General features: G+C 70.4%; 9 protein-coding genes. All 9 read right to left on the bottom strand.

Annotated elements, in window-relative coordinates:
• Positions 1 to 17: 17 nt before the first annotated feature.
• Complete coding sequence (locus tag ACWGIU_RS26245; RefSeq protein ID WP_005311352.1) at positions 18 to 326, bottom strand: DUF2469 domain-containing protein; 309 nt, start codon at positions 324 to 326, stop codon at positions 18 to 20.
• A gap of 55 nt (positions 327 to 381) precedes the next feature.
• Positions 382 to 888: an NUDIX hydrolase gene (locus tag ACWGIU_RS26240; RefSeq protein WP_453709703.1), complete on the bottom strand. Its 507-nt coding sequence runs from the start codon at positions 886 to 888 to the stop codon at positions 382 to 384.
• Positions 878 to 1,660: a signal peptidase I gene (lepB, locus tag ACWGIU_RS26235; protein WP_453709701.1), complete on the bottom strand. Its 783-nt coding sequence runs from the start codon at positions 1,658 to 1,660 to the stop codon at positions 878 to 880. Before lepB (ACWGIU_RS26235) ends, ACWGIU_RS26240 begins: the two co-directional genes overlap by 11 nt.
• Positions 1,661 to 1,703: 43 nt before the next feature.
• Entirely contained in the window at positions 1,704 to 2,603 is a 900-nt protein-coding gene (lepB, locus tag ACWGIU_RS26230) for a signal peptidase I (protein ID WP_453709705.1), read from the bottom strand.
• Positions 2,604 to 2,715: 112 nt separating this feature from the next.
• A complete protein-coding gene (lepB, locus tag ACWGIU_RS26225) occupies positions 2,716 to 3,594 on the bottom strand; it encodes a signal peptidase I (RefSeq protein WP_453709699.1) in 879 nt (292 codons plus the stop codon).
• Positions 3,587 to 4,327 (bottom strand): signal peptidase I, encoded by a 741-nt coding sequence (lepB, locus tag ACWGIU_RS26220; RefSeq protein ID WP_453709697.1) that lies wholly within the window; start codon positions 4,325 to 4,327, stop codon positions 3,587 to 3,589. Before lepB (ACWGIU_RS26220) ends, lepB (ACWGIU_RS26225) begins: the two co-directional genes overlap by 8 nt.
• Positions 4,328 to 4,371: 44 nt before the next feature.
• Positions 4,372 to 4,722 (bottom strand): 50S ribosomal protein L19, encoded by a 351-nt coding sequence (gene rplS, locus ACWGIU_RS26215; RefSeq protein WP_030011886.1) that lies wholly within the window; start codon positions 4,720 to 4,722, stop codon positions 4,372 to 4,374.
• Positions 4,723 to 4,854: 132 nt separating this feature from the next.
• The gene (gene trmD, locus ACWGIU_RS26210) at positions 4,855 to 5,676 is read right to left on the bottom strand and encodes a tRNA (guanosine(37)-N1)-methyltransferase TrmD (protein WP_453709695.1); all 822 of its coding nucleotides are present in this window, start codon (positions 5,674 to 5,676) and stop codon (positions 4,855 to 4,857) included.
• The gene (gene rimM, locus ACWGIU_RS26205; protein WP_453709693.1) at positions 5,676 to 6,245 is read right to left on the bottom strand and encodes a ribosome maturation factor RimM; all 570 of its coding nucleotides are present in this window, start codon (positions 6,243 to 6,245) and stop codon (positions 5,676 to 5,678) included. The genes trmD and rimM overlap by 1 nt, the downstream gene beginning before the upstream one ends.
• Positions 6,246 to 6,340: the final 95 nt, after the last annotated feature.

Below are 6,340 nucleotides of genomic sequence, written 5' to 3'. Positions count from 1 at the left end.
CCGGCCGGCGGCGGCCCTCAGCTGCCGGGCAGTTCGAGGTCGCTCTTGTTGAGCTCCTCGATGTTCACGTCCTTGAAGGTCAGCACCCGCACCTGCTTCACGAAGCGGGCCGGCCGGTACATGTCCCAGACCCAGGCGTCGGCCATGGAGACCTCGAAGAACACCTCTCCCTGAACCGAATGCACCTGCATCTCGTAGTCGTTCGTGAGGTAGAAACGGCGTTCCGTCTCGATCACATACTTGAACAGCCCGACGACGTCGCGGTACTCCCGATAGAGCTTCAGCTCCATCTCGGTCTCGTACTTTTCGAGGTCCTCGGCACTCATGGCATGTTCCCCTTCAGCCGTGCGTCCCCCTATTGTGCGCCAGGCCCGTGATCCCCTAAACGATTTCCGGGGCCAGGACCACCGGCTCACCCGGAGGACCGTCGTCGAGCAGCGTACGGAGCAGCTCGGCGAGTCTGGTCGGGTACACCGTCTCATGGGCCGCCAGAAGTTCCTCGGAGGTCCACCACCTCGCTCCGGTGACGCTTCGCCGTTCCAGCTCGGTGAAGCCGCTCATCTCGGTCTCGGTCCGGGTGGTCCGGGCGAGGAAGTACCACTCGTCCTGTTCCCAGCGGCGCCCGTCGAAGGGGAAGGAGCAGTAGCGGTGCCACAGCACCGGACCCAGTTCCACCTCGGTGATCCCGGTCTCCTCCGCCAGCTCGCGCAGTGCGGCCTGCTCCCGGCTCTCGGTCCCCTCCAGTCCGCCGCCGGGGGTGAACCACCAGTCGTCGGTGGGGTCGGCCGGTTCGAAGCCGTGCAGCAGCAGGATCCGGTCCTCCGGATCCAGCAGGATCACCCGCGACACTTTCCGGCGGCCGTGCCCGGCGGCCTGGTCAGCGGACACCGGCCCGCTCCTGCCGCCGTCGGCGCGCGAGGACCCGTGCGACCGGCCCGTACGCGCCCCCCAGCGCCACCAGGACGGCTCCGCCCAGCACCGCCAGCACCTGGAGCCGCAGCGGCCCGGGCCGCGAGATCCCGCCGGGCAGGGCCTCGTACGCGGCCGGCCGCTCCAGCATCGTCATGTCGGGCCAGGCCAGGGCGTCGACGCGGGCACTGACGGCCGACCGGGACACGGTCCCCTGCCCGGCCTCCTGCAGATGGGCCCGGGAGTCCAGGGAGGAGGCCCGCCGGTCGCCCAGCAGGAAGAGGTTGCCCTCGGGGACCGCCACCTCGAAGGGGGTTCCCGAGGGCGCGGCCTGTCCAGGGGGCATCGCGAGGCCGGATTCCGGCGTGCTGGTATCGGCGTACGGCTCGTCCAGCGGGACGCCGTTGACGGTCAGCTCGCCGGCCGCGCCGCAGCACTTCACGACGTCGCCGCCGATGCCCACGACCCGCTTGACCATGGGGGAGTCGCTCCACAGGGAATCGGTGAAGATGACCACGTCCCCGCGGCGCACGTCCGCGCCGTCGACGCGCTCCGCCAGCACCCGGTCCCCGGGCCGCACCGTGGGCATCATGGAATCGGTGGGGACCGTGTAGGGCCGGTAGACGACCGCCCCCCACACGAAGCCGCCCAGGAAGAGCGCAAAGCCGATGGCCACGGCGATTCCCGACAGCGCATTGCCGAGACCGCCGCGGCCATCCTTGCCACCACGTATTGCTTCTGTTCCGCCCATTGCAGCGCCCCCACACTTCGGGATCGTCGACCTGGGCGGCACCCTACCCGTCGGTACGGCCGCCGGTCAGCTTCCGCCTGCGCCACATGACCAGCGGGACGGCTCCCACGAGCCCCAGCGCGGCCGGACCGAGCCCGACCGGGGCCAGTCCGGCGGCCCCGAGACCGAGCGCGGTCGCCGCCGCCTGGTTGCCGATGCCCGGCTGGTCGAAGGTGTCCGGCACCGGCAGGGTGGACCAGCGGGGGACCGGCCACGCCACCACCACGGCCCGCCCGACGACCTTGTCCACCGGGACGAAGCCCTTGGTGGAGTCCTGCTGGTGGTAGCGGGAGTCCTCGGAGTTCTGCCGGTGGTCACCCATGACCCAGACTTTGCCCTTGGGTACGGTGATCGGGCCGAACGGGAGATCGTCGCACGCGGTGTTGCCGGGGTAGATGTACGGCTCGTCCAGCTCCTTGCCGTTGACGACGACCGGTCCCCCCTTCTTGCACTCGACCGTGTCCCCGCCGATCGCGATGACCCGCTTGATCAGGTCCTTCTCGGAGGCGTCCGGCATCAGGCCGATCTTGCTGAGCACCTGCTGGAAGAGGTTCGGCTCGGGAGTGGGCTGCCCGGACAGCCAGTCCGCGGGGTCGTGGAAGACGACGACCTCGCCGCGCTCGGGCTCGGAGCCGAACCACGGGGTCAGCTTGTCCACCAGCACCCGGTCGCCCATCTGCAGGGTGTTCTGCATCGAGGCGGACGGGATCGAGAACGCCTGGAGCAGGAACGTCTTGATCAGCAGGGCCAGCAGCAGGGCGATACCGACGAGAAGCGGGATCTCCTTCCAGAAGGACCGCTGCGCGTGCTCCTTGGCATCGCCGTCCTCCTCGGTCTCGCGCTCGACGGCGTCGTCCGGCCGCTCCTCGCCTTCGTCGCGTCCGGACCGTGCGCCTACCGCCACGTCCCCCACATCCACTCCTCACTCGCGATTGCCGCCCACGCCGAATGCGGCACGGGCCCTCCCCTCCCTTAACGAGCGGGAGTTCCCTAAGGCGCGGGAGACCGAGGACACACTATGCGAACGGCGCGCCCCGACGGCGCCGACGGCGGCGGCGTCCCTCGCGCCGCGCCTGATCGGGCACCATCCGGAAGGTCGCCGGCTGCTCCAGCCGGGTCCAGTGCCCGTAGGGCCAGGCGATCACGACGGCCTCCCCGACCACCCCGCTCTCGGGGATCGTGCCCTGGAAGCCCTCGTCGAGGTGGAAGCGGGAGTCGGACGAGTTCGCCCGGTGATCGCCCATCACGAAGAGCCGGCCCTCCGGCACCTGTACCTCGAACGTGCTGTCCGAAGGGGTGTTGCCCGGGTTCACGTAAGGCTCATCGAGGGGCGATCCGTTGACGGTGACCCGGCCCCGGCTGTCACAGCACTTGACGGTATCCCCGCCGACGCCGATGACCCGCTTGATCAGGTCCTGCTCGTCGGCCGAGGGCAGCAGGCCGATGAAGGTCAGCGCCTGCTTGATCTGCTTGACCACGATCGGGTCCTTGGGCGGACGGGCCGCCTCGCCCTTGAGCCAGCCGCCGGGGTCCTTGAACACGACGATGTCGCCGCGCTCGATCTCGGAGCCGAACCACGGCGTCAGCTTGTCCACCAGGACCCGGTCGCCGATCCGGATCGTCTGCTCCATCGAGCCCGAAGGAATGAAGAAGGCCTGCACCAGGAAGGTCTTGAGGAGCAGGGCGATGCACAGCGCCACGACCACCAGCAGCGGCACCTCGCCGGCGCGACGCGTGCGGCGGCGCCGGCGCACCTTGCGGGCCGTCCGGCGCCGTTCGGCCCGGCCGCCCTCCACCCGGCCGCCCGCCACCACCGGGGGCGGTGCGGGCTCCGGCTCGGGCTCGGGCTCGAAATCCCAGTCCCGTCCGCCCTTCGACCGTCCGCGGCTACCCATGGCCGCCGCCCAGGGAGTCCCCGCGCGAGAGCGGCCAGCCGATCCAGTCGGCCCGCCCGATCACCTTCTCCACCGGCACCATCCCCCCGCCCGGCTCCCCCAGATGGTCCCGGGAGTCCCGGGACTGGGAACGATGATCACCCATGACCCACAGGGTCCCAAGCGGTACGACGATCCGGAAAGGCACCGCCGAGGGCGCGTCGCCGGGGTGGAGGTACGGCTCCGTCAGCGGCACGCCGTTGACCGCCACCCGTCCGCCGGCGTCGCAACACACCACGTCGTCCCCGCCGACCCCCACGACCCGCTTCACGAAGTCGGTGTCGGACGGCTCGGCCAGCCCGAGCGCCGAGGCGGCGCCGTGCAGCACGGTGCCGACCGGGTTGCCGTCGGGGCGTTCCCTCACGAAGGAGCCCGTGCCGTCGAAGACCACCACGTCCCCGCGGCGCGGCTGTTCGCCGAACCGGTACGCCAGCTTGTTGACCAGCACCCGGTCCCCGACCCGGAGCGTCGGCTCCATCGAGCGGCTCGGGATCAGGAACGGCTGGACCACGAAATTGCTGAACAACAGCAGGAAGACGGTGCAGATCACACCGAGCACGCCGACGCGGCGCCAGGTCAGGGGCCCTCCCCCGGCCGTCCTCCGCCCGGCCCGGGGCAACGCAAAACGCGGCCGCCCCTCCCCCTCTGCGGGGGAAGAGTGGCCGCGCTGCGTGTGAGGTGCTTCGGTGTCCATCGGGGGGGAGCCTATCCGGCCGCCCCCGGACTCCGGGAGTTACCTCAGCGGTCGCGCTTCTCCTTGATCTTCGCGGCCTTGCCGCGGAGCTCACGGAGGTAGTACAGCTTGGCACGGCGAACGTCACCGCGGGTGACGAGCTCGATCTTCTCGAAGATCGGGGAGTGGACCGGGAAGGTACGCTCCACGCCGACGCTGAAGGAGACCTTGCGCACGGTGAAGGTCTCGGAGACACCGGCGCCCTGGCGGCGGATGACTACGCCCTTGAACTGCTGGATACGGGAGCGGTTGCCCTCGATCACGCGGACGTGCACGTTGATCGTGTCACCCGGGCGGAAGGCCGGGACGTCCGAGCGGAGCGTGGCGGCGTTGACGCCGTCGAGCAGGTGAGACATGTTCTTCGTCTGCTTTCTTCGCATGACGCCACAGGTCGCCAGTGCGGGTTTCCGTAGAGAATTCGGGAGCTGCGGGACGGGCGGACGACGGTCCCCCTGTGGCAGGGGCGCCCGCGAGCACACAGCAGCCGCCTATTCTTCCATGGCCTGGGCCCTGCGCCAAAATCGGCCGTCGGCGGACGGCTGCCAGCCCAGGACGGAGAGGATCTCCCGGTCCTTCTTGTCGAACCCGGCGGCCTCGCAGCGTTCGATCAGGTCGGGGCGGTTCTGCACGGTCCGGCGGAAGGCCTCGTCCCGGCGCCAGCGGGCGATCTTCCCGTGGTGCCCGCTGAGCAGCACCTCGGGGATGTCCCGGCCGCGCCACACCGGGGGCTTGGTGTAGACGGGCCCCTCCAGCAGGTTCGCCATCTCGCCCGGCGCGAAGGAGTCGTCGCGGTGCGACTCGGCGTTGCCGAGCACCCCGGGCAGCAGCCGGGCCACGGCCTCGGTGACCACCAGTACGGCGGCCTCGCCGCCCGCCAGCACGTAGTCGCCGATGGAGACTTCGTACACCGGCATGCGCGTGGCGTACTCGTCCATGACCCGGCGGTCGATGCCCTCGTACCGGGCCGGCGTGAAGATCAGCCACGGCCGCTCGGAGAGCTCGACGGCCAGCTCCTGGGTGAAGGGCCGGCCGCTCGGGGTGGGGACGACCATGACGGGCCCGTGCGCGCCCGCCTCGTAGCCGTCGGCCAGCGCGGAGTCCAGGGCATCGCCCCACGGCTCGGTCTTCATGACCATGCCGGGACCGCCGCCGTACGGGGTGTCGTCCACCGTGTTGTGCCGGTCGTACGTCCAGTCCCGCAGGTCGTGCACGTGTACGTCGAGCTGCCCGCGGGCGCGCGCCTTGCCGACGAGGGAGACGCTCAGCGGCTCCAGGTACTCGGGGAAGATCGTGACGACGTCGAGACGCATCAGGCGTCGTCCCCGGAGTCCGCGGCGTCCTCGTCCCGGGTCGAGACGACGACGGCGTCACGCTCGTCGATCAGCCCGGGCGGCGGGGTGATGACGCACCGCTGCTCCTCCAGGTCGATCTCGGCGACGATCTCCTCCACGAAGGGGATCATCACCTCGGAGCCGTCCGGCCGCTCGACGATGAAGAGGTCTTGCGAGGGCAGGTGGGAGATCTCGGTGATCCGGCCGATCTCGGTGCCGTCCTCCAGCACCACGTCCAGGTCCATCAGCTGGTGGTCGTAGTACTCGTCGGGCTCCTCGGGGAGCTCAGCCGGGTCCACCTCGGCGATCAGGAGGATGTTGCGCAGGGCCTCGGCTCCGGTGCGGTCCTTGACGCCCGCGAAGCGGAGGAGCAGCCGCCCGCTGTGCACGCGGCCCGTCTCGATCGTCAGCGGTCCCGCCGTCGCGGGCTCCGTCTTGAGCACGGCGCCGGGACTCAGTCGCAGCTCCGGCTCGTCGGTGCGCACCTCGACGGTGACCTCACCCTTGATGCCGTGGGCGCGGCCGATCCGCGCGACTACCAACTCCACTGTGCTCTTCCCTTACTGCGGCGTGGTTGCTCACATCAATGGTCGCTCCTGCCCGGGGGCAGAAACAGCACGGGCCGGGGCGGGCAACCAACGCC

The sequence above is a fragment of the Streptomyces sp. NPDC054840 genome (assembly GCF_053611065.1).
Note: the sequence above shows the minus strand (reverse complement) of the source record. Positions and strands in the feature narration are given on the sequence as shown.